This is a genomic window from Luxibacter massiliensis (assembly GCF_900604355.1).
Lineage (GTDB): Bacteria > Bacillota > Clostridia > Lachnospirales > Lachnospiraceae > Luxibacter > Luxibacter massiliensis.
The window spans coordinates 910,871-932,705 of record NZ_UWOE01000001.1; the positions used below are offsets into that span (position 1 = coordinate 910,871).

21 protein-coding genes are annotated in these 21,835 nt (G+C 44.8%); 16 read left to right on the plus strand and 5 right to left on the minus strand.

Annotated features, from left to right (window positions below; genetic code table 11):
• The first annotated feature begins 39 nt into the window (after positions 1 to 39).
• From EFA47_RS04425 to EFA47_RS04440, 4 genes are all read left to right on the plus strand, one after another.
• Positions 40 to 1,296, plus strand: coding sequence for a family 43 glycosylhydrolase (locus EFA47_RS04425; protein ID WP_122642154.1), 1,257 nt, complete (start codon positions 40 to 42; stop codon positions 1,294 to 1,296).
• A 159-nt stretch (positions 1,297 to 1,455) separates the two neighbouring features.
• Complete coding sequence (locus EFA47_RS04430) at positions 1,456 to 4,155, plus strand: glycosyl hydrolase (protein ID WP_235853211.1); 2,700 nt, start codon at positions 1,456 to 1,458, stop codon at positions 4,153 to 4,155.
• Between the two features lie 63 nt (positions 4,156 to 4,218).
• Positions 4,219 to 5,280, plus strand: a complete 1,062-nt coding sequence (gene tdh, locus EFA47_RS04435; protein ID WP_122642155.1) for an L-threonine 3-dehydrogenase — start codon at positions 4,219 to 4,221, stop codon at positions 5,278 to 5,280.
• Between the two features lie 93 nt (positions 5,281 to 5,373).
• Positions 5,374 to 6,567, plus strand: a complete 1,194-nt coding sequence (locus EFA47_RS04440; protein WP_122642156.1) for a glycine C-acetyltransferase — start codon at positions 5,374 to 5,376, stop codon at positions 6,565 to 6,567.
• Between the two features lie 114 nt (positions 6,568 to 6,681).
• Here EFA47_RS04440 and EFA47_RS04445 read toward each other — a convergent pair whose 3' ends face one another.
• Positions 6,682 to 7,578 (minus strand): YitT family protein, encoded by an 897-nt coding sequence (locus EFA47_RS04445; protein WP_122642157.1) that lies wholly within the window; start codon positions 7,576 to 7,578, stop codon positions 6,682 to 6,684.
• Between the two features lie 280 nt (positions 7,579 to 7,858).
• Here EFA47_RS04445 and EFA47_RS04450 point away from each other — a divergent pair, with 280 nt between their 5' ends.
• Both EFA47_RS04450 and EFA47_RS04455 read left to right on the plus strand, forming a co-directional pair.
• A complete protein-coding gene (locus tag EFA47_RS04450) occupies positions 7,859 to 8,020 on the plus strand; it encodes a hypothetical protein (RefSeq protein ID WP_164689919.1) in 162 nt (53 codons plus the stop codon).
• A gap of 126 nt (positions 8,021 to 8,146) precedes the next feature.
• A complete protein-coding gene (locus EFA47_RS04455) occupies positions 8,147 to 9,256 on the plus strand; it encodes a ComEC/Rec2 family competence protein (RefSeq protein WP_235853212.1) in 1,110 nt (369 codons plus the stop codon).
• An 82-nt stretch (positions 9,257 to 9,338) separates the two neighbouring features.
• On the opposite strand, the gene EFA47_RS04460 is transcribed toward EFA47_RS04455, so the two are convergent.
• Positions 9,339 to 10,259 carry an AEC family transporter gene (locus EFA47_RS04460; RefSeq protein WP_122642160.1) on the minus strand — a complete coding sequence of 307 codons (921 nt, stop codon included), beginning with the start codon at positions 10,257 to 10,259 and terminating at the stop codon, positions 9,339 to 9,341.
• A gap of 492 nt (positions 10,260 to 10,751) precedes the next feature.
• On the opposite strand from EFA47_RS04460, the gene rhmD reads away from it, so the two are divergent.
• The 6 genes from rhmD to EFA47_RS04490 all read left to right on the plus strand — a co-directional run bounded on the left by rhmD (position 10,752) and on the right by EFA47_RS04490 (position 16,924).
• Positions 10,752 to 11,945, plus strand: a complete 1,194-nt coding sequence (gene rhmD, locus EFA47_RS04465; RefSeq protein WP_122642161.1) for an L-rhamnonate dehydratase — start codon at positions 10,752 to 10,754, stop codon at positions 11,943 to 11,945.
• Between the two features lie 28 nt (positions 11,946 to 11,973).
• Positions 11,974 to 13,356 carry a GntP family permease gene (locus EFA47_RS04470; RefSeq protein ID WP_122642162.1) on the plus strand — a complete coding sequence of 461 codons (1,383 nt, stop codon included), beginning with the start codon at positions 11,974 to 11,976 and terminating at the stop codon, positions 13,354 to 13,356.
• 185 nt (positions 13,357 to 13,541) lie between these two features.
• Positions 13,542 to 14,297, plus strand: coding sequence for an IclR family transcriptional regulator (locus EFA47_RS04475; RefSeq protein ID WP_122642163.1), 756 nt, complete (start codon positions 13,542 to 13,544; stop codon positions 14,295 to 14,297).
• Between the two features lie 4 nt (positions 14,298 to 14,301).
• Positions 14,302 to 15,198, plus strand: coding sequence for a dihydrodipicolinate synthase family protein (locus EFA47_RS04480; protein WP_122642164.1), 897 nt, complete (start codon positions 14,302 to 14,304; stop codon positions 15,196 to 15,198).
• Between the two features lie 55 nt (positions 15,199 to 15,253).
• Positions 15,254 to 15,760, plus strand: coding sequence for a YhcH/YjgK/YiaL family protein (locus EFA47_RS04485; protein WP_122642165.1), 507 nt, complete (start codon positions 15,254 to 15,256; stop codon positions 15,758 to 15,760).
• A gap of 12 nt (positions 15,761 to 15,772) precedes the next feature.
• Positions 15,773 to 16,924 (plus strand): zinc-binding dehydrogenase, encoded by a 1,152-nt coding sequence (locus EFA47_RS04490; RefSeq protein ID WP_122642166.1) that lies wholly within the window; start codon positions 15,773 to 15,775, stop codon positions 16,922 to 16,924.
• Positions 16,925 to 17,074: 150 nt separating this feature from the next.
• On the opposite strand, the gene EFA47_RS04495 is transcribed toward EFA47_RS04490, so the two are convergent.
• From EFA47_RS04495 to EFA47_RS20470, 3 genes are all read right to left on the minus strand, one after another.
• Entirely contained in the window at positions 17,075 to 17,521 is a 447-nt protein-coding gene (locus EFA47_RS04495) for a GatB/YqeY domain-containing protein (RefSeq protein WP_122642167.1), read from the minus strand.
• Positions 17,522 to 17,551: 30 nt separating this feature from the next.
• Positions 17,552 to 18,193: a PduL/EutD family phosphate acyltransferase gene (locus EFA47_RS04500; protein WP_122642168.1), complete on the minus strand. Its 642-nt coding sequence runs from the start codon at positions 18,191 to 18,193 to the stop codon at positions 17,552 to 17,554.
• A gap of 312 nt (positions 18,194 to 18,505) precedes the next feature.
• Positions 18,506 to 18,658: a DUF6783 domain-containing protein gene (locus tag EFA47_RS20470; RefSeq protein WP_306438856.1), complete on the minus strand. Its 153-nt coding sequence runs from the start codon at positions 18,656 to 18,658 to the stop codon at positions 18,506 to 18,508.
• A gap of 63 nt (positions 18,659 to 18,721) precedes the next feature.
• On the opposite strand from EFA47_RS20470, the gene EFA47_RS04505 reads away from it, so the two are divergent.
• The 4 genes from EFA47_RS04505 (at position 18,722) to scfA (ending at position 21,802) form a co-directional block, all read left to right on the plus strand.
• Positions 18,722 to 20,353 carry a Na/Pi cotransporter family protein gene (locus EFA47_RS04505; protein ID WP_122642169.1) on the plus strand — a complete coding sequence of 544 codons (1,632 nt, stop codon included), beginning with the start codon at positions 18,722 to 18,724 and terminating at the stop codon, positions 20,351 to 20,353.
• A gap of 84 nt (positions 20,354 to 20,437) precedes the next feature.
• Entirely contained in the window at positions 20,438 to 20,983 is a 546-nt protein-coding gene (spoVT, locus tag EFA47_RS04510; protein WP_122642170.1) for a stage V sporulation protein T, read from the plus strand.
• Between the two features lie 179 nt (positions 20,984 to 21,162).
• The gene (locus EFA47_RS04515) at positions 21,163 to 21,552 is read left to right on the plus strand and encodes a TIGR04086 family membrane protein (RefSeq protein WP_122642171.1); all 390 of its coding nucleotides are present in this window, start codon (positions 21,163 to 21,165) and stop codon (positions 21,550 to 21,552) included.
• Between the two features lie 106 nt (positions 21,553 to 21,658).
• Complete coding sequence (scfA, locus tag EFA47_RS04520) at positions 21,659 to 21,802, plus strand: six-cysteine ranthipeptide SCIFF (RefSeq protein ID WP_005612689.1); 144 nt, start codon at positions 21,659 to 21,661, stop codon at positions 21,800 to 21,802.
• Positions 21,803 to 21,835 lie beyond the last annotated feature (33 nt).

Genomic DNA, 21,835 nt, shown 5'->3' on the forward strand with positions numbered 1-21,835 from the left:
GCTTGGTGGTATAATAAATGAGGACAGGAGGCTGCTGTCATGAATCCTATTTTAGAATTAGGCGAATGTATTCCTGATGTGGAGGCGAGGGTATTTGGAGATAAGATATATCTCTATGGATCTATGGATATCCTGGGAAATGAGGAGTACTGCAGCAGGGAATATTACGCTTTTTGTTCAGATGATTTTGTGCATTGGGAAAAGAGTGGACTGCTTCTTGATGCAGAAAACGAAGAATTTAAGAGGGTGTTCGGTAAAGGTATGCTTTATGCGCCGGACTGCATTGAAAAGGATGGAAAATATTTTCTCTTTTTTTGTATGGAGGACGGCGCGGAGGGCGTAGCTGTATCCGATTTGCCGACAGGGCCTTTCCAAAAGCCTAAATTAATCGGCGGAATAGATAGGGATGGGATTGACCCATCCATATTTATTGATGATGACGGAACCCCGTACTATTTTTGGGGGCAGTTCCATTTAAGGGGAGCCAAAATGGATGGCTCTATGGAACATATTATTGAAGGTACAAAGCAGGAATGGCTGCTTACAGAGGAGGAGCACGGCTTTCATGAAGGTGCATCCCTGCGCAAGTATAATGGTATGTATTATATGCTGTATACAGATATTTCGGGAGGCAGGGCAACGAGGATTTCTTATGCAGTTTCAGATGCACCCCTCGGGCCATATACGAAGAAGGGCGTGATTGTGGATAATACAGGCTGTGATCCTCAGACCTGGAATAACCATGGATCTATGCAGAACATATTCGGTAAATGGTATATATTCTATCACCGGTCTTCCCAGAACAGTAAATTTAACCGCAGAGTGTGCGTGGAGCCAATTGCTTTCGATGGAAACGGAAATATCCGCACTGTTGAAATGAGCCTGGGAGGCCAGGAGCGGGAAGTGCCCGCTTCCAGAAAAATTGAGGCGGGGAGATTCAGCCGCGCAGGCAGTGGTGCTTACAGTTTTACAAAAAATATAGAGGAAGGCTGCATATATGGTGTCCGGGGAACCCGGGAGGGCAGCTGGTGCCAGTATCAAAGTCTTAGGTTTCAAAAGGAAAGCAGCTTCAGGATTACATTGGGGAACCAGAAGGGCGGCGGGAAAATAGAAATTCGTCTTGGAGGCAGGCAGGGCAAAGTAATCGGGACAGTAGTTATTCTTTCTGAGAATAGGGAAGGGCCGATGGAAATCACTGTGCCTGTTGAGCCGGCAGAAGGTATTTTTCCATTGACGCTTTGCTTTCTGGGAGATGAAGGGGGCCTTTTTGAAATGTGGGACTTTTGTTTTTTATGATAGAAGATTATAATAAAGTGTCCGGCAAGGTGTGCCCAAAGGGTACCTTGCTGTACATGCCCTGGCGGGCAGGCGGACGCCTATGTGCCCGATGATACTTGTTGTACTGCTCATGTTCAGCAAGGGACTAAGCGACGGATATTAGAGGAGGAGGCTAAGGTGAAGAAAGAGGAAATACAACAGCAGATATGCCGTCCCAGAGAAGAGGCAAGGGGAAGGACAAGATGGTGGTGGTATGGCTGCGCGGTAGAGAAAGAAGAAATCTGCCGGGAATTAGATTTTATGAAAGAGGCAGGGATAGGAGGGGTCGAGCTCCAGATATTATATCCTCTGGAAGCTGACAACCCAGACAGGGGAATCAAAAATTATGATTATCTCTCACCAGAATTTATGGAGATGATACGGTTTGCCGCGGATGAGGCGGCTGCCCGGGGGATGCAGTTTGACTTGACGTTGGGATCTTCCTGGCCCTATGGCGGGCCCTTTGTGACAGAGGAGTTAAGCGGCCAGAGTGTGCTTCCCTTTTCCCTGGATGTGGAAGGGCCCTGCCGTTTTTCTAAGGACTTAACCACAGTGATCTACGGAAGGATCGTGGGCGCTGTATTGGGTAAGATGGATGGAGCCCAAATGCTGCCGGAGTCTATAGAGGACATTACAGATAAGGTGATTGATAAATATTTATTCAACTGGCCTTGGGGGACAGAGATAAAAGAGCTGGAGATACCAGAAGGACTGCATAAAATAGTCCTGTTTGTATCCAGTGATAAAAAGCAGCGGGTATTAAAGCCTCTGCGGGGCGGCGAGGGACTGATTATCGACCATAACAGGAAGGAGTCCTTAAGGGCATTCCTCCAATATGGGGGAGATCCCATTGTGGAGGCTGTAGGGAGTGAAAAGATCCACGATATTTTCTGCGATTCTTTGGAGGTGTTTGGCCATAACTGGACAGATATATTATACGAAGAATTTAGAAGGCGAAGAGGATATGAATTACGGCCATATATATATGCTTTGTGGGGAGAAATCCGGGGAATGACAAACCAGGTCCGGTATGATTTCCAGAAAACAATGGCTGAGCTGACGGTAGAGAATTTTTTCCAGGAGCTTACAAAATGGAGCCATGAAAAGGGGTGTATCTCCAGAATCCAGGCCCATGGCACGTGGGGAGATGTACTCCAGGCCTATGGCGCGGCGGATATACCGGAGGGAGAGACATTTTCAGCATTCGACAGATATGAAGTCAATACCATACACCGCAGGCTGGCAGTATCAGCAGGACATATATATAATAAACCTATTATTTCAAATGAGTCTTTTACATGGCTCCGTTTCCCAAGATTTGTGGTGACACTGGAGAATCTTAAGGCAGCTGCAGACAGCATTTTCCTGGATGGGATTAATCAGATCGTAAACCATGGATATAGCTACAGTAAAGCAGATGCAGGGGAGGATATGCTGGCTTTTTATGCTTCCACAAATATTAACCATACAAATACTTGGTGGAAATACTATAAAATTATTAGTGTCTATATGAACAGAGTGTGTGATTTTATGCAGCGGGGCAAGGCTGTGGTGACAACAGCCATATATTTGCCCCAGCATGATATATGGGCAGAGACTCCGATTGCAGATACCCACATGTGCATGAAATTAAATGAAAGGCTGGAAGTTCCCTGTGTGGATGGAATACACAAGGCAGGTTTCTGGTTCGATTATATAAACGACGATGTTCTGGAAAACTGGGGAAATTATAGCTATGATACCCTGATTCTAGTTGAGTGTGACAGAATACCTGCGGCCAGCATGAGAAAGATACAGGAGTTTGCCAATAGCGGGGGGACAGTAATAGCAGCAGAGAGGCTTCCCGGGCAGGCATGCGGGGTAGTTAATTATGAGGAGGATTCTGCAGAAATCAGGGAAATCAGCAGGAGACTAAAGGAGACGGGGAAAGCCATAATCACAGAGGATAAATTTGAGGCTCTGACAGAAGCATTAAAGAAAGTAAAGAATCCTGATGTCACTATACAGCAGAATCCAGATGTGGTAGGCTATGTACATAGAAAAACAGAAGATGGGGATATTTATTTTGTTTCTAATATATCTAAAAATTGCGTAAAAGAAACTATTACATTTTCTAAGATGTATAATAATTTCTATGTATTTGACCCCCTGAGCGGTGAGGAAAAAGCTGTTCAGAAGTACGAAATTATTCCTGGCGGGGTAAAGGCCAGTCTGGACATAGAGGCATACCAGTCTTTGATTTTTGTATTTGGCGAAGAGTTGGAGGCCCCTTCTGTGGCGGAACCTTTTAGTACAAAAGAGGAGATTTTAGATATCTCGTCAGGCTGGAGGCTGAGAATAGACGAACTTGGGGTTGAGCAGGAATATGGCACACTGGCCGGATGGGAACAGGAAGAAAAGCTTATGTACTATTCGGGAACAGGCCGTTACACTAAGATGATACATATTACAGATGCGCAGTGGGAGAGCATGGGGCAATCTGCCCGGGTGATGCTTGAATTGGAACATATAGGAGAAACGGCAGAAATATTTATAAATGGAAAGATAGCAGATATATTAATTAAGCATCCATATAAGGCTGATATTACTGGCCTTTTGGAAAAAGGAGAAAATAGGATTGAGATTCTTGTATCAAATCTTCTGATTAACCGGATGATTGATCCTGAGTATCCAGAAAAACTCGAGGAAAAGAAGGTGATTTCCCAGTGGCCCTATGAGACAGGCGGATTGGAGATGTGCAGGAAAGAAAGACTATTTAACTGGCGCGAAAGGGAGATGATAAAGGAACCTTTGCCTTCTGGCCTGTGGGGCATGATCAAGATTATTTGCCTGAAATAGTAACACGATTGATAGTAGATTCTGCTTGTATGGCAGACAAAATGACGAAAAGGAGAGAAGATTATGAGCAGTGAAAATACAATGTGGGCATTAGTGAAAGAAAAGGCAGAGCCGGGCCTTTGGCTTAAAAAGGTGGAGATCCCAAAGGTTGGAAAGAATGAAGTGAAAATTAAGATATTAAAGACTTCTATATGCGGCACAGACGTACATATCTATAATTGGAACCAGTGGGCCCAGGATACGATTCCAATCGGCCTGACTGCAGGACATGAGTATGTGGGAGAAATTGTAGAGGTTGGAGAGAATGTAGAAGGGTTCTATGTCGGAGAAAAGGTATCCGGAGAAGGCCATATTGTGTGTGGGAAGTGTAGAAACTGCCTGGCTGGGCAGCCTCATCTGTGCCGTAACACACAGGGGGTAGGTGTAAACAGAAATGGCGCATTTGCAGAATATCTGGTGATACCTGCCACAAATGTTTGGAAGTGCTCTCCGTCCATTCCCGAAGAGTTATATTCCTGCTTTGACCCTCTTGGAAATGCAGTCCATACAGCGCTGTCATTTAACGAGGTGGGCGAGGACGTCCTGATTACAGGAGCAGGCCCTATTGGTATTATGGCGGCCGCTATCAGCAAACATGTGGGGGCAAGGTATGTAGTCATTACAGATATGAACGAATACCGTTTGGAACTTGCCAGAAAGATGGGGGCAACCCGGGCTGTCAATATCGGAAAAGAAAAGCTCAAAGATGTGATGGATGAGCTTGGTATGAAAGAGGGATTTGACGTAGGGTTGGAGATGTCAGGAAATGAAGCTGGTTTTAACGACATGGTTAATAACATGAAAAACGGCGGAAAGATTGCTCTCCTTGGACTGCAGAGATCCAATGCGCAGATAGACTGGAGCAAGGTTATCTTTAATGGCCTGACCATAAAAGGTATCTACGGGAGAGAAATGTGGGAGACCTGGTATAAAATGGATACTATGCTGCAGAGCGGACTGGACATTTCCGATATCATTACACACCGTTTTGACATCAAGGATTATGAGGAAGGATTTGCAGTAATGAACAGTGGAAATTCAGGGAAGGTCGTGTTAGACTGGACTTCACTCCATGAGGGGAAATAAAAGTGGTTTTGTTTTCAGGGTAATGGGGAAGCCGTGGTATTCTGATATCATAAAGGCGAACTGATACAAATTAAAAAAGGACAGGTGATTGATATGAAAAGAGAAGATGCTTTAAAATTTTATGCAGATGAGGTGGCAGATATCAAAGCTGCCGGACTTTTTAAGGGGGAGAGTCCGATTACCTCACCCCAGGGCGCCAAAGTCAAATTGGAAGACGGCAGGGAAGTCATTAATATGTGCGCCAATAATTATCTTGGCCTTGCCAATGACCCCAGAGTCATTGATGCAGCAGTAAAATCATATGGAGAAAGAGGATATGGACTTTCTTCTGTAAGATTTATCTGCGGTACTTTAGATGTACATAAAGAATTGGAGAGTACCATCAGCAGATTCTTAAGCACAGAAGATACGATTTTATATTCCTCCTGCTTTGATGCCAATGGAGGCCTGTTTGAGACAATTCTTTCACCAGAAGACGCGGTAATCAGTGACGAGCTGAACCATGCCAGCATTATAGACGGGGTCCGCCTTTGCAAGGCAAAAAGATACCGTTATAAAAATAATGATATGGCAGATCTGCGGGCACAGTTGGAGGCAGCGGATGCAGCCGGCGCAAGGATTAAGCTGATTGCAACAGACGGTGTATTTTCTATGGATGGTATTATTGCAGATTTAAAGAGTATCTGCGATCTGGCAGACGAATTCCAGGCTCTTGTTATGGTAGATGACAGCCATTCTGCAGGCTTTGTGGGGAAAACTGGACGGGGCACGGCAGAGTACTGTGGTGTGACAGGAAGAGTAGACATTATTACCGGAACGCTGGGCAAAGCCCTGGGCGGAGCGTCAGGCGGCTATACAAGCGGAAGGAAGGAAATCATCGACCTTCTGCGCCAGAGAAGCAGGCCATATCTTTTTTCCAACACATTAGCGCCGGCCATTGCCAAAGCTAGTATGGAAGTATTCAAAATACTGGAGGCAGATACTTCGCTCAGAGACCATCTGGAGGAGACTACTGCTTATTATAGGCAGCAGCTTACAGAAGCAGGCTTTGACATTATAGAAGGAGTGCATCCCATTGTGCCAGTCATGCTGTATGAAGAGAAGCTGGCAGGGGAAATGGCAGCTAAAATGATGGAGAAGGGTGTGTATGTTGTAGCATTCTCCTATCCGGTTGTGCCTAAGGGGAAGGCAAGGATCAGGACCCAGGTCAGCGCTGCACACACGAAGGAAGATATTGATTATATTGTGAAGTGTTTCAAAGAAGTGAGAGAAGAGCTGGGGAAATAAAACCTTGTATTAAGATTGGCCGGGCAGAGTAAATCTCATATAGTACAAAAATCAAAAATACCCTGGGACAGGTAACCAATATATATTATGGAACCTGCCCCAGGGTATTTTGTTTTATGGGTACAGCCGCTTTTCAAAGTTGCCAGATACGGAGCAGCCTTCTGTAAATATCATAAATGCATTGGGGTCAATACTGTGCACCACCCGTTTAAGCCGGTTGACCTCGTATTTGGAAATAACCACAAACAGGATATAAGATGTCTGATTTGTATATGCACCTGCCCCATCCCAGTTGGTGACTCCTCTTCCCATCTGCTCTATGATGGCACGGGATATACCGAGTTTCTTGGTAAAGATCATGACACTCATATTAATATTCTGTATATGTACCCGGTCGCAGGCGATAGAATATACAACGCCATAAATCAGGGAATATATGACAATTTCTATATTAAACATAACCAGGCAGATTCCGTATACGAAGAAGTTAATAATTAAAGAAACCTTTCCCACGCTGAACCCAGGGAACTTCTTGGAAAAATAGATTCCCAGTATATCCTGCCCTCCACCGGAACTGCCTCCCCTGAGGATCAGGCCAGAGCCGGTACCTGCAATAATCCCGCCAATGACACACGCCGCCAGATAGTCGTCTATAATTGGAGACGCAGGGATAGGTATAATGGTCAATGCCAATGTCTGTATGATAATTGTGATGATGGACCGCGCAAAAAACATTTTACCCATTTTAGTCCAGGCCATATAAATCAGGGGCAGGTTAATCAGGAGGTAAATAATACCTGCGATATCTGTCTGGCCGAAGGAAAAATGAAGCGTATTGACAATAAATGTACGGATCAGCTGGGAGATACCCATAAATCCTCCGTTATATAATGCAAGTGGTGTAATGAATACATTCAGGCCGAACGCAAACATCACAGACCCTAAGATGGCAGTGCCCATACCAAAAATATTCTGTCTTTTTTGTGTGCTTAATGAATGAAAAAATGCCATTTTATTTTCCCCCGTCACAGTGATAAAGTTATTAGATGCTTACCTATTCTAGCATTTTGATTTCACCATTACAAGACAAAAAATGTAAAATCTAATAATAGTTTATTCCCGCGGGCAGCGAGCCAAGCGGACATGTTTACATGTCCATTTGGCGACTGCCGCGAGGGTCTAATATCCCGATGCTTGCATCGCTGCTAGTTTGATGCCCCGTATGCTTGCATCGGGGTCTTTGACCATGCATTTATAATGACTTATTATGGCGGCAGAGGCCCGGTTTTTTATGTATCTGATTTCTCCCCTTACTGGGTTCGGAATGTGGGGATACTGCCTGCTGAAGGAACTGTATTCTGTGCCGTGGCCCCTGGCATTTTCTGTCGTGGAATACTGGAAAAATATATTTTCTGTGCATAAAAAGGTGCGGGAACAGACAGATGTGGTATAATTTGTATGTTCTATGGACTTGAGGCTTAAATAATCTTCTATATTTGGGACAGACATGCTGTCGGGATGAACATTGTACCTGTAAACAGTGCCAATGGAGAGAAAATATATAAAGGGGGTAAGAGGGTTGGCTGGGGATAAAAGGAGCAGACTAAAAAGGTGGCTGGGACTGGGCCTTGCAGTGCTTTTACTTACAGTGGGACAGACTGCTGCGGCAGGCGCACAGAGGGATGAAAGGAGTCCTAAATTGGAGGTGCACTTCCTGGATGTAGGGCAGGGAGACGCCACGTTAATTATGACAGAGGGCCATTCTATGCTGATCGATGCAGGGAATAACAGTAAAGGTACGGCAGTTTGGAGCTATCTGAAAAATCAGGGGATTGAAAATTTGGATTATGTCATAGGAACCCATCCTGACGCAGACCATGCCGGGGGTTTGGATGTTATCCTATATAAATTTGACTGCGGCAGAGTATTGCTGCCCGACTTAAGGAAAGATACCAAGACCTGGGAGGACGTGGAGAATACAATAAAGGCCAAAAATTATCAGGCCCAGGCTCCCAGGCCAGGGGATAGTTATCAGTTAGGGGATGCGAAGTTCACGGTGCTCGCTCCACAGGATAAAGCATATGAAGGGGCCAATGATTATTCCATTGCGCTGCGGCTGGATTATGGGAGTAATCGCTTTTTGTTTGTGGGAGACGCTGAGGAGGAGTCTGAAAATGAAATGTTGGAGAGAGAGGAATTCCTTTCGGCTGACGTATACAAGGTCAGCCATCACGGCAGCAGGACAGGGACATCCGAGGAGTTTTTAAAAGCAGTCAGTCCTGAATATGCTGTGATTAGCTGCGGGGAAGATAATGCATATGGGCATCCCCACGCGGAGGTGCTAAACCTGCTTAGAAGTAAGGGGATCAAGGTATTCAGGACAGATGAGCAGGGTACAATTGTGGCAACATCAGATGGAGAAAAAATAACATGGAATATGTCTCCGGACAGCAGCTGGAAGGCAGGGGAGGCAGAGGGCAGCCAGGCCAGAGAACAAGCCAGAGGAAGTGGGAAGGGCAAAGATGCAGGAGATGTATATATTCTAAATACAAATTCCATGAAGGTACACAAGCCATCTTGTGCCAGCGCTAAAAAAATAGCCGGCCGAAACCGGAAGGAATCGGATGATTCCCTTTCTCAGCTGAAAAAACAAGGGTATACTCCCTGCGCAAACTGCATGAAAAAATAAAAGAATTATAGAAAGATATGGAGGAGGGTCCCGGGTACAGATTCGTATGTATCCGGGACCCTTCATTTAGGGCCGCCCTAATCTATGGGATCAAGAAACCGGCCAGAAAAATAACAAAAGGTATTGTTACCATTGACAGAACGGTTGTAAAAGAAAAGACTTCCGAAGCATATGTATAATTCTTGTTATAGCGGATTGCCATCATGGTCATAGTCGTCGCAGTGGGGCATGAGGCGGCGATTAAAGTGGTATAGGCGATATCGCGGCCTGCACGGGTTATATAAAGCAGCAGCGTAACGGCTATTGGGACAACCAGCAGTTTGACCAGGCTGATTTTGTATATATGGAAGTTTGTAAAGATTTTTTTTAAATCAGCCTGTGCAACAGAGAACCCAGCTACCATCATGGCCAGGGGGGTATTCATATCAGCCACATAGTTCATAGAATCTAATACTGTGCCGGGGATTCTAAATTGCAGGAAGAATAGGATGATAGCAATAACTGTGGCTATAACCATAGGGGAGGAGAGGCCCTCTTTAAGCTGCTTGGCGGAGAAACTTCCTTCCAGCAGGCTCAGTCCATGGGTCCATGTAAATATATTAAATATGGTCATGTAGGCTGTCAGATAAAACACTCCTTCATTGCCCAGCACACTATAAATCAGGGGGATTCCTATAAATCCGCAGTTGGCATAGACTGCCCCAAAACGGTCTAAGTAGTACTCTGGATTGTTTTTTGCGGGGATAAAAAGCTTTGCTGCCAATATTGCAATTATATGTGCGGCAATGGCAGCTGCAAAGGATATTAGAAGTCCTCTGACAAGTAAAGGCTCATATTCGATCTGATAGGCAGTGATAATCAGGCATGGGTTGACTACCATAAGGAGCAGGTTGGAAATCGCTTTATTGCCCTCCTGATTTACGATCTTTAACTTATAGCAGATAAATGCAAGTATCATAATGATGAACATTTTCAGAAGTTGGTTAAAAATTAAAATAAACATAATAGATTTTGTCCCTCTCCGCCGTTTTTTCAGCAGCCTCTCCTCTTTTGTATATCCTTTGGCCTACAGATACAATTATGCAGGCCATTCCAGATATCGATTGTGATAACTTTATTCCCATAGGCAACGAACCAAATGGACATGTTTACATGTCCGTTTGGCATCTGCCTCCAGGGTCAAATACCCCGATGCCTGCATCGCTGCCAGTTTGATGCCCGTATGCTTGTATGGGGGTCTTTGACTCAGTATACGTTATAATTTTTTAAAAATCAATCCTCTAGACATATAAGGTTTGCTGTTGTTTTGTGAAAACCATACAAAATTACAGAGGTTTTTTTGACTATACTGTGGAAAAAAATGTAGATTGTTGACTTAATTATAAAATAATGATAAACTATCCATGAAATCGGAATTTGATTCTCATATGTGAATCAAATGTAGAGGGTATATTGATAGTAAATGAATTTATTATGAGGAAAGGAAGGTATTATCATGGCATTAATGGGAAGGAAGATTGCCGCAATCCGCGCATATGTTGTAGAAGGGGGCGGAGCTGACTATCATGATCAGAGTGAGGAACATTGGATTGTAAAACAGATTGCAACCCCGATGAGCATTTACCCAGAGTACAAAGCGACGAGAACAAGCTTTGGGATCAATGCGCTGAAAACTTTAGTGGTGGAAGTTGAGGCAGATAACGGAGTGACTGGATTTGGTATTACAACCGGCGGATATCCGGCAGCATGGCTTGTTATGAATCACCTTGACCGTTTTATCGTAGGAAAAGATGCGAATCAGATAGAGGAAGCCTGGGATCAGATGTACCGTGCCTCTCTGTACTATGGGCGTAAAGGTGTAGTAATGAATGCAATTTCGGCAGTTGACCTTGCTCTTTGGGATCTGCTCGGTAAGCTGAGAGAAGAACCTGTGTATGCAATGCTGGGCGGTAAAGTACGTGAAGAATTGTCATTCTACGCTACAGGCCCGAGACCGGACCTTGCAAAAGATATGGGGTTTGTGGGAGGTAAGATTCCTCTTGTATATGGACAGGATGATGGAATGGAAGGCTTAAAGAAGAGCATTGAACTGGCGGCTGACATGCGTGAGAAATGTGGGGATGACTTCCTTCTGATGTGGGACTGCTGGATGGCTCTGGATCTGTATTATGCGAAACGCCTGATGCAGGCGTCTGCCGACCTGAAATTCAATTGGATTGAAGAGTGCTTTAACCCAGATGACTACTGGTCATACCGTGACTTGAAGAAAGCTGCAGGCAATCAGATCATGGTTACTGGCGGGGAGCATGAAGCCACAAGGTTCGGTTTCCGTATGCTGATAGAGGACTGCGACCTGGATGTGATTCAGCCAGATGTGGGTTGGTGCGGTGGTATGACAGAGCTGATCAAGATTGGTAATCTGGCAGAAGCCCATGGCAAACTTGTTATTCCTCATGGAAGCGGTACATATAGCTATCACTATGTAACAACAAAGACAAACTCACCGATCACGGAATGCCTGATGATGGCGCCAAAGGCTGATAAGGTTGTTCCTCAGTACTATCCATTGCTGAAGGATGAGCCAATGCCAGTAAACGGCAAATTAAAAGTCAGCGACAAGCCAGGATTCGGTGTGGAATTAAATAAGGATAAAACACTGGTTGAAGTAAAGAAAGGAACAAAACTGTAAAGATTACAGCTTTATGTAGGAGGGTAATATGTCAACAACATTTCTGATTATAAGTTTGATTATATCGATCGCACTTGTTGTACTTTTGTGTACAAAAGCAAAATGTAATCCGGCAATTGCACTGATCCTGGGATCTTTACTGCTGGGATTTCTGGCACAGGTACCGCTTGTGGATGTTACGGCTGAGGACGGTACTGTGACAACTGGCCTTGTAAATGCAATTAACAATGGTTTTGGAAATATGATGGGAAGTATCGGGTTCCCCATCGGCCTTGGTATCATCCTTGGACAATTTGTAAGTGATACAGGCGGGGCGACGGTCATTGCAGATAAACTTGTATCCGTTTTCCCAAATAAATATGCAATTTATGCAGTTGCGTTTGCGGGATTTATACTTTCAATCCCAGTATTCTTTGATGTAACATTTGTTATCCTGATTCCAATCGGCGTAGCCCTGATGAAGAAGCTGAATAAAGGAATTGGTTACATTGTCGGCGCTATCTCCATTGGTGCTGGTATAGCACATACATTGGTGCCTCCCACACCGAATCCGCTGGTTGCACCGGAATATTTTAACTTTGATCTCGGTATTATGATTGCAGCCGGATTGTTATTTGGTATCCCAATGGCATTGATTGCAACAACTATTCATGGAAAACTGATGGACAGAGGCCTTTGGAATCCAGAGAAAGACGAGAATGGAAATGGCCTGAATGTGGATGAGTTGGAGCTGCCAGAGAAGCTTCCTGGATTTTTCATCTCATTGCTTCCGATTATTATTCCTATCGTATTGATTCTGCTCAACACGGTGGTAGGCGCAGTGTCAGATGATGTTCCTGCATGGATTGATTTCCTCGGCCAGAAAACCACATCTATGCTTTGCGGTACATTGGCAGGCATGTTGATTTCTATCAAGATTCTTGGCCTTGAGAAAACAGAGAAGGTAGCTTCCGATTCTTTGAAATCAGCAGGTATCGTGTTCCTGATCACCGGCGCCGGCGGATCATTTTCTGAAGTTATTACTGCATCTGGCGTCAGCGAAGCGATCAAAGATATGGTATCTAACATTTCAGGAAATGTTGCATTGATTTTGCTTATTGGATGGATTTTAGGATTGCTGTTCAGGCAGATCACAGGATCTGGAACAGTTGCTTCCCTGACCACATTTGCAATCATGCAGAGTGTTGCCACAACAGTCGCAATTCACCCTGTATTTATTGCACTGGCTTGTCTTGATGGAGCGCTTTTCGGTGCAACCATCAACGACTCAGGCTTCTGGATTGTTTCAAATATGTCGGGCCTGAACCTGACAGGAGGGGCCAAGACCTATACATTGGGCCAGGCCATCGCTTCGGTAACGGGGATTATCCTGATTGTAATCGTTGGTTTGATTTCAACCTTATTTATATAAGAAAGAATCCTGATTGAATGTACAGCATTTGACAGGGAATGATTCCAGGACGGGAGCGTGGGACAGGTAATGCCCAGGCTCCTGTTTTGGTTATGATTGACAATGAATGATATGCGTGGTAAGGTAGTTTTAGGTTATATCGTAGGGCATTTGTCCCTGGAATAGCCGGGGGACAGGAGTTAGACATGGCAGTAAAATCAGCAGAAAGAGTACTAAAAATTTTTGAACTTTTGGAGAGTAGTTCCGATGGACTGACAAATAAAGATATAAGCAGCCGGCTGCAGTTTGCGCCAAGCAGTACAATTGCGCTTCTTCAGACAATGGCAGAGAATGGTTATCTGTCTGTGGATGAACAAAAGCGTTATTCTCTGGGCGGAAAGCTGGTAAGCCTGGGGGCTGTTGCGGCATCCAGGTTTGATATTGGCAGAATGGCGACCCCATATCTGAAGCATCTGATGCAGACATTGGGGGAGACGAGTTTCCTTGGAGTCTTGTCTGGGGATGAGATTGTTTATATAGCTAAGGAGAACTGTGAGCGTACCATCAATACCAATGCACAGATTGGCTCAAGAAAACCGGTATACTGTACCGGCCTTGGGAAGGCATTCTTAGCGTTCCTGCCCCCAGAGGAGAGCAGGGATATTGTAAATAAACTGGATTTCCATAAATATACCGACAATACCATTATGGATATACAGGAACTCAGATCCCAGCTGCAGGAATTCCGGCTTCAGGGGTTTGCCACAGATGACCAGGAAATCGAAGAAAATCTATGGTGCCTTGCAGTTCCGATTTATGACGGGTATCATAGGATGGTCGCAGCCATCAGTGTTTCGGGGCCCAAGGAACGTATGATGGACAAGAAAGAGCTCATAACTCAGGAAATGCTTAAGGCAGGCAGGGGGTTGTCCAAAGAGCTTGGATATCAGAAGGAGGAATAGTAATATGAAGAAATTATGCGGTGTAAACCCGCCGGTCATCACTATTTTTGATGACAAATGCAAAATCGACATTGAAGCAAGCAAGAGACAGGCAGATTTTTTAATCTCACAGGGGGTTGATGGACTGGCATACCTGGGTACATCAGGGGAATTCAGCATCATGACTGTGGAGGAGAAGAAAAACTTCATTAAAGCAATGATTGACCATGTGGATGGACGTGTGAATGTGATCGTAGGCGTCGGTGACACATGCCTGGAGAATACCATGGAGCTTCTGAAGTTTGTTGAGGCGGCAGGCGCAGACGGGGTACTTTTGATTAATCCATATTTCAGTGTGTACAGCTCAGAGATGGTAGAGGCATATTTCGGATATGTGGCCTCACATACATCCCTTCCTATTATAATATATAATTTCCCAGACCTTACAGGTTACTGCTTTAATCCAGACGTGGTTTGCAAACTTGTAAGAGATAATTCGAACATCGTAGGGATTAAGGATACAATCAATGACTTCAACCATGTGCTCAGTTTGCAGAAGGCGAAAGAGATTAACCCTGACTTTTCAGTGTTCTGTGCATATGAGAACCAGGCTATGGGACTGCTGGTCACTGGTGTGGACGGATTTATCAATGCCACAGCAAATTTTGCGCCTGAATTTACAGTGAACACATACAAGGCGGCCAAAAGGGGCGACTTTAACGAGGCTGCAGTGTGGTTTAAAAAGATGGTCAGTGCTATGGATATTTACTCCTTCAGTACGCCGCTGTTTTTGGCATGTAAGCAGGCCATGTATTACCGTGTGCTGAACCAGGACGGGCATGAAAGGCTCCCTGCACTTTCGCTGGAGGCAGATGCAAGGGCAAATGTATATAATAAGATGAGAGAGCTTCAGCTTCTGTAAAAAGTTTTTAGGCAATGGAGGGCATGATAACAGCAGATAGGAGTGTTGACATAAGATGATAATAGATAAATTGGAGAATTTCCGTTATTACCAGAGGTGTGTGCCGGAGTTGTGGGATGCAGTGCGTTTTGCAGAGCGTGCCCAGAAGGAGCGTCTGGCAGTGGGAAGGTATCCGGTTGGAAAGGGGTTTGCTTTTGTCCAGGAAGGGCAGACCAGAGGTTTTGAGGAGGCAGATTTTGAGACACATAATAAGTACCTGGATGTACAGATATTGCTGGAGGGTTCTGAAATGTGGGAATATGCCGATAAGTCTGATTTGCAGGTAAAGACCCCCTATGACCCAGAGACTGATATCGAGTGGCTGGAAGGGCACGGCGACCGGCTTCATATGAAACCCGGAAAGTTTTATCTTGTTTATCCAACTGACGGGCATAAGCCATGCTGCCATGATAATATGCCCGAATCCTATAGGAAAGTCGTGGTAAAGATTAAAATTGACAAATTACTGCATGTGGTAGACGCAGGCAGGATAGGTATGAAGCAGAAAAAGATGTCCTGGTAAAGGAGATAGGAAATGGATATAAAGATTGACGAAATTGTGAAACAGGTTTTGTCTGAGGCAGGTGCAGCAGGGCGGAGCAGGAAAGCCTTCACTCTGGAGAAAAAATTTGCCTATACAGGCAGTGAGATGGGGAAAACGGCAGTGCTGCAGTCACCGGAGAATTACGAATTGAAGGAACATAAACTACCTGAGATCGGGGGGAAGGAAATCCTTGTACAGGTAGAAGGATGCTGTGTTGCGCCGTCAGACACAACAGAATTCATGAAGGAGAAAAGAGTTGGGCAGGCTGTGCTTACAGGGCAGCAGGGGACTGGTGTGATTGTAAAACTGGGCAGCACTTCTCTGTGCGATGCCAGGGGAAATGTGCTGAAAGTTGGAGACCGGGTAGTGGCTGTGAAGAAGGCAGGAGGATTTGCTTCTTCTTATGGCGGAAACCGTACTGGTTCGGGACAGGCAATAAATGGATGGTTTTCAAATTATGTGATTCTTCAGGCGGGCAATCAAATATATCAGGTCAATGACTTGGATTTGGAGTCACGTCTCCTCACGGAGACTGCTATTGCTGTAAACAGCGCAGTCCAAAGGGCGGGTAAGCTCAGCCGGCTGGACATGGCCGGGCGCGCAGTTGTAATGGGGTGCGGCCTGGAAGGCCTGATGGCGGTGGCAGTCCTCAAGTGCATGGGGGTATATGACATTGTAGTAATTGATGGCGATGAAAGCCAGTTAAAACTGGCGAAGGAATTTGGCGCCAGAGAGGCTATTGATTATAGAGATAAAAAGGGAATGGCCGGGGTTCTCGAAAAGCTAAAAAGATATTTTGGGGGCCATCTTGCAGATGTAGTTTTCCAGTGTACTGCCTCGTCTTTGGGACGCAGTACTGCGAAACGCCTGGTTAAGGCCAGCGGACATGTTTGTGAGCTCGGATATGTGCTCGGAAAGGGCAAGGCTGTTTCAAAGTACTATGAAGAGTCCATGCCAGTAGGAGGCAGGTTCTATTCATCCAGGGATTATGAAGAGTGCTTTGAATTTTTGGGAAAAGCCGCAGAGAATCATATACCGCTGTACAGGCTTATAACCCATAGATATTTACTGGAACAAATTAATGAAGCGCACTGGGCGTCCATAAGAGAGGAAGGCCTGGTGATTGCAGTGTTTAACAGATAACGAAATATAGGCTGTTGTTTTTATTAATGCAAAAAATAACCTCGGCTCCTGGTATAATTTATATTGGGAAGCCGGGGTTATTTTTAAAATATGTTTATGCTAAGGTGCGCCAGATATATAATACTCAAACAATATCTGGATCATGACCCCTTATTCCATCATATCTGCCACGGTTTGGCTGACAAGTTTGCCGTCGGCTTTTCCTTTCACTCTCGGCATAAGTTCTTTCATAATCCTGCCCTTATCCTTTGGCGTGGGTACATCTATGCCAAGGCCGGACAGCACTTCTTTTATGACAGTTTTGATTTCATCTGGGCCCATCATCTGTGGGGCATATTCTTCAAGGACTGCAAGACGCTTATTACATTCATCTATGATGTCGGTCCGGTCCTTTGGAGTCATGTCCAGAGTCTCCTTTGTCTGCTTTATTTCTCTGAGGATGACTTGTGTCTCCTCCTCCTCTGTTAAATCCCCCCGCTTGTCTATGGCCTTGTTTTTCAGTGCGGACAACAGGAAGGAAAGGGCGGCTTTCCTCTCTTTGTCCCCAGACTTCATGGCTGCTACCATTGCATTTCTTATTTCTTCAATCTTACTCATTTGAAACCTCCATATGTTTGATAATTCGTATTAACGGTTAATGCCGGACTGTAATTCATCGGCCCAAGTCTGCAGATTATAAGTGTGCCCGTCAAAGAGCTTCAATATTACGCCTGTGGGGTTGTCTTCATTGGCAAATGCATTGGCCTCATCTGTATCCACATGCATGGCTAAGGAAAACTGAGGGCTGACCCGGACAACCACATCTGAAAAAATCAACGACCGTTCATAGCTTGTGGTGATGACAAATACAATATCATTGTCCTTCACATGTGCCCGGACTGCATCGATTGGAGTCATATGGATATGCCGTTTAGCTACAATGACGCCTTCTGTAAGTTCTACGCTGCCCGCAGGCCCCATTAAAGTGCATCCGGGAGTGCCCGCAATATCTCCGGACTGGCGGATGACGCTGGGAATCCCAAGTTTTCTGGCATCTGTGACAGAAATTTCAACCTGTGTTGCCGGCCGGAAGGGGCCAAGCACGATCACATTTTCAAAACGGCCCTTAGGCCCAATGACAGTCAGCCTCTCCTTACACGCATACTGGCCTGGCTGGCTGAGTTCTTTTATATAATTCAGCCTGGCGCCGGAACCAAATAATTGTTCAAAATCTTCCTCCGAAACATGGATATGCCTCGCTGAGGTCTCTATTGGGATTTTCAGGCTCATATATCCACTCCATCCTGCATTTATTCCCCCAGGCAGCGGGCCAGGCGGACATGCTTACATGTCCAGTTGGCGGCTGCCGTAAGGATCTAATACCCCGTATGCCTGCATGGGGGTCTTTGACTTTGTATCCCTTAAATTTTAGCAGAATAAAGTATGATTTTCAATGGTTTTCAAGAATGAAATAGTTTTCCGGGGATATGTTTCCTGGGGAGGCGGCTTACAATTTTTATATTTGTATAATCTAAGTAAAGAAAGTGTTAAGAATCTTTATAAAATGATTGACCCGTTTATCCTTGTCATGATAATCTTTTATTAATCTAAATGTGCCTGAACATGCATTTTGATGATCTGCACGCCCCAATTTGTGGGAGATTTACCTTGCATTCGGCCGTATATGGCTGTAATGCCCCCCTCGTTTATGGTAAATCTCCCACAAATTGGGGTGTATATTTCGCGTAAAATCATATTCAGATATATTTTAGTAAAAAAGGATAAATAGTACTTGCAGTAAAAGGAGAAGGACAAGAGATGGGGATAAAGGACATACTTTCATTATTGGGGGGCCTGGCGCTGTTTCTTTATGGCATGCAGATGATGAGCAATGGCCTGGAGGCCGCAGCAGGCAACAGGATGAAAGCCATACTGGAAAAATTGACTTCAAACAGAGTAAAAGGGGTGCTTGTAGGGGCGGGGATTACGGCTGTAATCCAGTCATCCTCAGCAACCACTGTGATGGTTGTGGGATTTGTAAATTCCAGCCTGATGACCCTGAATCAGGCCGTGTGGGTGATTATGGGGGCCAATATCGGGACGACTATTACAGGACAGCTTATTGCCCTTGACATTGGAGCTATCGCTCCTATATTTGCCATAGGCGGCGTGGCTGCGGTGATGTTTGTGAAAAGTGAGAAGATCCATCATATAAGCAGCATATTTGCGGGGTTAGGTATTTTATTTATGGGAATGGACATGATGGGGGATGCTATGGTGCCCCTGCAGCATTCCAAGACTTTTGTGGAGTTTATGACAACGTTTGAGAATCCACTGACGGGGATCCTGATTGGCGCAGTATTTACTGCTATTATCCAGTCTTCTTCCGCTTCAGTAGGTATTTTGCAGGCTCTTGCAAGTACGGGGATGATCCCTCTTTCCAGCGCCGTTTATATCTTGTTTGGACAGAACATAGGTACTTGTATTACGGCTGTCCTGGCCTCTATTGGCATGAAGGTAAATGCAAAGCGAACAACAGTGATTCATCTGATGTTCAATATTTTTGGTTCCATATTGTTTACAATTATCTGTATGTCCACGCCATTTGTGTCCTGGATGGAAGCGCTGACACCAGGCAATCCCGTGGCACAGATTGCCAATGTACATACTACGTTTAATGTGGTGACAACACTTTTGCTTCTTCCCTTTGGGACATATATGGCAGCTGCTGCAGTACGTATTCTGCCTGACAGTAAAAAGGAGGAGGAAGAGGAGCACTGCCTCAAATATATATCTAGATTTGAGACTTCTTATTCAATCGGGCAGGTGGCCGTAGCCATCACGCAGGTAAAAAATGAGGTGCTCAGGATGCAGGAAATGGTAGAGAAAAATATCAGCCATTCCTATGATGTTTTAAGAAAATATAATGACAAGGAACTGAAAAAGATAGCGGAAAGGGAAGATTATATAGATTATCTGAATGAAGAGATATCAGGTTATATCGTGTCTTTAATGAAAAATGAGATGTCTATGTCTGACTCGAAGCTGATTAATGGATATTATGTCATTATAAGTAATTTAGAGAGAATCGGGGACCATGCAATGAACCTGGCCGGATATGCCCGTGACCTAAAGGGATGGGATCTAAGCTTCTCAGAAATGGCCAACGAGGAGATTGAGGTTATGAAAAGCCAATGCCTGGAAGCGCTTGCGGTTGTCAGGGCGGCGGATTTAGGCAACGCACAGTCGATCCTTGCGCAGGCCGGGGCAATGGAGCAAAAGATTGATGATACTAGGGAGAAATATTTTAAAAAGCAGATGCAGCGCCTTAAGAAGGGAAAATGCAAACCTCAGATCGGGATTCTTTTCAGCGAGGTGCTGACGGATTTTGAGAGAATGGGTGACCATGTAAAAAATATTGCCGAGCAGTATGTAGAGATGGAAAACTGATAAAAATGCGAATATTTTCCTCTATTTAACAAATAATAGTAGCAGTGCTAAAGATTACTATGATTTTAAATGGAGGAATTTTTTATGAAAGCTACGGGAATCGTAAGGCGGATTGATGATCTGGGAAGGGTTGTCATTCCGAAAGAAATACGCAGAACCCTGCGGATTCGCGAAGGGGATCCATTGGAGATATTTACGGACAGAGAAGGGGAGGTTATATTAAAGAAATATTCTCCTATCGGTGAGTTGGGGACTCTGGCAAAGCAGTATTCTGAAAGTCTGGCGCAGACTATGGGATGCACAGTTTGTATCACTGATACAGACCAGGTGGTGTCGGCTTCTGGCAGTGGGAAAAAGGAGCTGCAGGATAAATACATCAGTAAGGAGCTGGAGAAAGTCATCCAGGGAAGAGAACAGCTTTTGGCAAAGTCAGACAGCGCCAAATATGCCAGTATTGTCCCGGATGAAAAGGATTTTATAGAGCAGGCAGTATGCCCCATCCTCTGTGAAGGCGATGCAATCGGAGCTGTTGTGCTGCTGAACAGGGAAGAAAAGAAAAAGTTTGGGGAGCTGGAACAGAAAGTTGCCATGAGTGCAGCAAGTTTTCTTGGCAGGCAGATGGAACAGTAGCCAATTGTTTGTGGGTACGGCCTCACAGCAAGTATATCTTTTCAGGACAAAGACCCCGATGCTTGCATCGGGGTCTTTGTCCGGACTGCGAATGTACAATAAGGAATGGAGGTTAGGTATATTTTACAGAGGACAATCATATGTTTTATTAGTGAATGATCAGATAGGGGAGGAGAAGGATGGAGAAAGAGACAGCAAAAAACCGGATTGGGGGCGAAGTCAAAGTGGCCTGGATACTTAAGGCGCTTCTTTGCGCTTATGTGGTGACAGGAATTTTACTGCTTCTGCTGACACTGCTGCTTTATAAAATGAATCTGGATGAAGGCAAAGTGACGGCAGGAATTATTGTGATCTATGTACTGTCTACCTTTGTGGGAGGTTTTGCAGCAGGTAAAATGGCAAAAGTCAGGCGTTTTGTCTGGGGATTGTCGATCGGCGTCCTATATTTCGCGCTGTTGCTGCTGATCTCTCTTGGGATTTACCGGACTGTACAGGGAAATGGGGCGAATGTGCTGACTACATTTCTGCTATGTGCAGGAGGGGGGATGCTGGGAGGGATGATATCCTGACTGCGCCAAATGTTCATGAAAAAAATACTTTTAAATCCACAGGCACTGTGCTATAATATTACGAGATAAACACATGCCCGGGGCATGAATAGTAGGAGGATAAGCCATGAAACATATTAAGACATTGAATACACAGACCTTAAACCATACAGTGAAAAAAGGCGGATGCGGAGAGTGCCAGACATCCTGCCAGTCAGCATGTAAGACATCCTGTACAGTTGGGAACCAGACATGTGAGAATAGAAAGTAGAATACATATACAGGATCTTGTATAAGTAAATAT

Bases quoted from the DNA above. Each gene is read 5' to 3' on its own strand.
- EFA47_RS04425 (WP_122642154.1), top strand. From the start codon at position 40: ATGAATCCTATTTTAGAATTAGGCGAATGTATTCCTGATGTGGAGGCG.
- tdh (WP_122642155.1), top strand. From the start codon at position 4,219: ATGAGCAGTGAAAATACAATGTGGGCATTAGTGAAAGAAAAGGCAGAG.
- EFA47_RS04440 (WP_122642156.1), top strand. From the start codon at position 5,374: ATGAAAAGAGAAGATGCTTTAAAATTTTATGCAGATGAGGTGGCAGAT.
- EFA47_RS04445 (WP_122642157.1), bottom strand. From the start codon at position 7,578: ATGGCATTTTTTCATTCATTAAGCACACAAAAAAGACAGAATATTTTT.
- EFA47_RS04450 (WP_164689919.1), top strand. From the start codon at position 7,859: ATGTATCTGATTTCTCCCCTTACTGGGTTCGGAATGTGGGGATACTGC.
- EFA47_RS04460 (WP_122642160.1), bottom strand. From the start codon at position 10,259: ATGTTTATTTTAATTTTTAACCAACTTCTGAAAATGTTCATCATTATG.
- rhmD (WP_122642161.1), top strand. From the start codon at position 10,752: ATGGCATTAATGGGAAGGAAGATTGCCGCAATCCGCGCATATGTTGTA.
- EFA47_RS04470 (WP_122642162.1), top strand. From the start codon at position 11,974: ATGTCAACAACATTTCTGATTATAAGTTTGATTATATCGATCGCACTT.
- EFA47_RS04475 (WP_122642163.1), top strand. From the start codon at position 13,542: ATGGCAGTAAAATCAGCAGAAAGAGTACTAAAAATTTTTGAACTTTTG.
- EFA47_RS04480 (WP_122642164.1), top strand. From the start codon at position 14,302: ATGAAGAAATTATGCGGTGTAAACCCGCCGGTCATCACTATTTTTGAT.
- EFA47_RS04485 (WP_122642165.1), top strand. From the start codon at position 15,254: ATGATAATAGATAAATTGGAGAATTTCCGTTATTACCAGAGGTGTGTG.
- EFA47_RS04490 (WP_122642166.1), top strand. From the start codon at position 15,773: ATGGATATAAAGATTGACGAAATTGTGAAACAGGTTTTGTCTGAGGCA.
- EFA47_RS04495 (WP_122642167.1), bottom strand. From the start codon at position 17,521: ATGAGTAAGATTGAAGAAATAAGAAATGCAATGGTAGCAGCCATGAAG.
- EFA47_RS04500 (WP_122642168.1), bottom strand. From the start codon at position 18,193: ATGAGCCTGAAAATCCCAATAGAGACCTCAGCGAGGCATATCCATGTT.
- EFA47_RS20470 (WP_306438856.1), bottom strand. From the start codon at position 18,658: ATGATTTTACGCGAAATATACACCCCAATTTGTGGGAGATTTACCATA.
- EFA47_RS04505 (WP_122642169.1), top strand. From the start codon at position 18,722: ATGGGGATAAAGGACATACTTTCATTATTGGGGGGCCTGGCGCTGTTT.
- spoVT (WP_122642170.1), top strand. From the start codon at position 20,438: ATGAAAGCTACGGGAATCGTAAGGCGGATTGATGATCTGGGAAGGGTT.
- EFA47_RS04515 (WP_122642171.1), top strand. From the start codon at position 21,163: ATGGAGAAAGAGACAGCAAAAAACCGGATTGGGGGCGAAGTCAAAGTG.
- scfA (WP_005612689.1), top strand. From the start codon at position 21,659: ATGAAACATATTAAGACATTGAATACACAGACCTTAAACCATACAGTG.